At 57.8% G+C, this 2628-nt stretch carries 4 protein-coding genes; all 4 read left to right on the top strand.

Going from position 1 to position 2628, the window contains the following annotated elements; genetic code table 11:
* A partial coding sequence (locus ACKVEX_RS16415) for a DUF7686 domain-containing protein (RefSeq protein WP_473216815.1) occupies positions 1 to 680 on the top strand: 680 nt, incomplete at its 5' end.
* Between the two features lie 253 nt (positions 681 to 933).
* Entirely contained in the window at positions 934 to 1218 is a 285-nt protein-coding gene (locus ACKVEX_RS16420) for a CopG family transcriptional regulator (protein ID WP_473216816.1), read from the top strand.
* 2 nt (positions 1219 to 1220) lie between these two features.
* Positions 1221 to 1529, top strand: a complete 309-nt coding sequence (locus ACKVEX_RS16425; RefSeq protein WP_473216817.1) for a type II toxin-antitoxin system RelE/ParE family toxin — start codon at positions 1221 to 1223, stop codon at positions 1527 to 1529.
* Between the two features lie 218 nt (positions 1530 to 1747).
* Positions 1748 to 2287, top strand: coding sequence for a tyrosine-type recombinase/integrase (locus ACKVEX_RS16430; RefSeq protein ID WP_473216818.1), 540 nt, complete (start codon positions 1748 to 1750; stop codon positions 2285 to 2287).
* Positions 2288 to 2628: the final 341 nt, after the last annotated feature.

The following is a 2628-nucleotide window of genomic DNA, read 5'->3' on the forward strand; positions in this document are numbered from 1 at the left end:
CTTCTTCATGGCTGGCGGCAGAGAACGAAATCAGAACAATCCAATTTTACCAATCACCGGGGTGTCGAGGTTTTTCGAGGTGCCCTAACGTACAAATGACTCAATGCGAGGGATGTCGCGAGGCCACCCCCAGCCATGACATCACCACCTATGGCGCAATCGACGGTGGCCACCGGCAACTTTGCAGTCGATGCTTCAACGCCGAGTTCGCCCGACTGAACGACCTGGAAGATTTCGAGCACGTCCGTTTCGAGCCGATCGGTCTCGTGGATTGTGCCGGTGAAGCGCATCAGTTCCATTTCCGCACCCGTCTTCTTGGGCACATTGTGGTGCTGGAAGCATTTGAGTTACTCAACGGATACCCGTCAGGGTATCAGTGCGAGGTTGTCGGTGACCCCGAAGACGATCTGCTCGGCCTACTCAGGCGGCTCGTCGAGAAGCTCCGTCGCATGCTCTCGGTCAAAGACCTGACCGACGACCCTATACCCCAGATCGCAAACGAGTCGGTACGCGGGCGCATTGACTGCGATCTCTCCGCCATCGAGCGCACACCGCTTCTGGTAATCGATGGCCGGGAAATCTCCTGGGAAATCTCCTGGGATAAGTTCGGACGCATGCTGATGATGTTCGAGGGGTGGCAGTTCAAGCTCGAGATCGTTGATCGTAGCGGCGAAGCGTAGGCATTTCAGGGGGTCTGCAGTCGGACTTCACCGCATTACCGACATGAGACTGTTGCCTTGCGACTCGGAGCTACCTGATGACATTTTCAAGCGCTTCGGCAACTTATTGTTGGGCAAGCAGCCGTTCGTATGGGCCTGATGTCGGCTCGTCTGGAGGCTCGTTTCGCCGGCTCATATCTATACAAACTCACGGTTTGTACAATGTAGCACGCGTGTGCTACATTGCCTTACGGCAATTTGTTTGGAGCCTGACATGTCCACGACCACCATCCGCCTGCCGGACGATCTGAAAGCTCGAGTCGCAGCTGCTGCAAAGCACGCCGGAACAACGGCTCACGGCTTCATCCTCGAAGCGATTGCCGAGAAGACCGAGCAAGCGGAATGTCGCGCCGATTTCGATTCGGTAGCGGAAGCTCGCTATGCCCGCATTGTGGCAACCGGCAAGACCATCCCATGGCAGGAAATGCGCGGCTATCTGGAAGCGCACATGGCCGGCAAGGCAGCGAAACGCCCCGTTGCGCGAAAGCTGGCACGCTGAAGGTGGCCCGCATCGAGTTGGCACCGGAGGTTACAGATGATTTTGATCGCATTCTGGATCATCTGAGCAACTACGAGGTGGAAAATCCTGGGCAGCGTATTGGCGAGATCATTGCTGCCTTGGAAATTCTGGGGCAGAACCCGTTGATCGGTCGTCTGGTGGCGAATGCAAAACGCGAACTGGTGATTGGCCGTCGCTCACATGGATATGTAGCCTTGTATCGCTATGTGCCTGAGATTGATACGGTGTTCGTGCTGGCGTTACGCAGCCAGCGTGAGGCTGGCTACTCCGAGGGAGACCCAGCCGGGTAAGACTCATGCCACCGAATCGGCGTCACCGACTTTCGCGGTTGGCCTTGACGCTCCGAACGGCAGGTGCGGGATCAGTTAATGGTCATGCGCGTTACTTGGTTCTTTCATACGGCTATGTCTGCATCTGGCCGATAGCACGATTTCATCTGCCTTCCGTAAAGCCGCCGGACGGTTCCTGGCGAATAATCAGACTCCGATCAACAGCCAAGGAGTCTGGCATGGAATCCTACGAGCATAGGGAACCCTGGAACAAGGGAAAGTTGGTGGGCCAGAAGGCGCCGCTGAAGCCCAAGGACATCTGGGCGATCCGCATCCACCTTCAGAACGCCCATCACGTGCGCGATCTGGCGATGTTCAACCTCGCCATCGACAGCAAGCTGCGCGGGTGCGATCTCGTCAGCCTGCGCGTTCGCGACGTAACCCACGGCAACCAAGTGCTGTCGCGGGCGATGGTCATCCAGCGGAAGACGCAGCGGCCGGTTCAGTTCGAACTGACCGAGCCGACGCGAACGACGGTGGCAGCGTGGATTGAGAAGGCAAAGCTGAGGCCGGCCAGGGTGGCGTCGGCTGGCTTGGATCCCGCAGCCTACGGGACGCATTCGATGCGCCGCACGAAGGCGACACCGATCTACAAGCGGACAAAGAATCTGAGAGCCGTCCAGCTCCTGCTTGGTCATTCCAAGCTGGAATCGACAGTCAGGTACCTCGGCATCGAGGTCGACGATGCCTTGGAGATCTCTGAGCAGATCGAAGTCTGACAGTGCCCCGACGGCCGCCCGCCGAAAGCCTTCGACGCGACGGGCGGCTGCTTACGGCGATGATTCCGGGAGGGCACTATCGGCCATCAAGAGACATAGAGCCTAAGAAATTCCGGCCAACGCGAACGGCAGGTAACTGATCCTGGACCGGTCGGCTGTCCTTCTTCGAACCTCAGGCAAGTCATCGGCCGGAGCTGCCATTAGGGTTTATGCGGTTACAAAGGCAGCTATGCGCCTGTATCCAGTCGGGAGCGCTAGTGACTTTCATCCTAACTGCTACCATGCCGACCTCACACAGGATGCGCGCACCATGTACGACGAACATGACCTGATCCACTCTC

The sequence above is a fragment of the Denitraticella aggregata genome (genome assembly GCF_048158365.1).
GTDB lineage: Bacteria > Pseudomonadota > Gammaproteobacteria > Burkholderiales > Rhodocyclaceae > Azoarcus_F.

Coding starts and splice junctions, on each gene's coding strand:
- ACKVEX_RS16420 (WP_473216816.1), top strand. CDS start 934: ATGTCCACGACCACCATCCGCCTGCCGGACGATCTGAAAGCTCGAGTC.
- ACKVEX_RS16430 (WP_473216818.1), top strand. CDS start 1,748: ATGGAATCCTACGAGCATAGGGAACCCTGGAACAAGGGAAAGTTGGTG.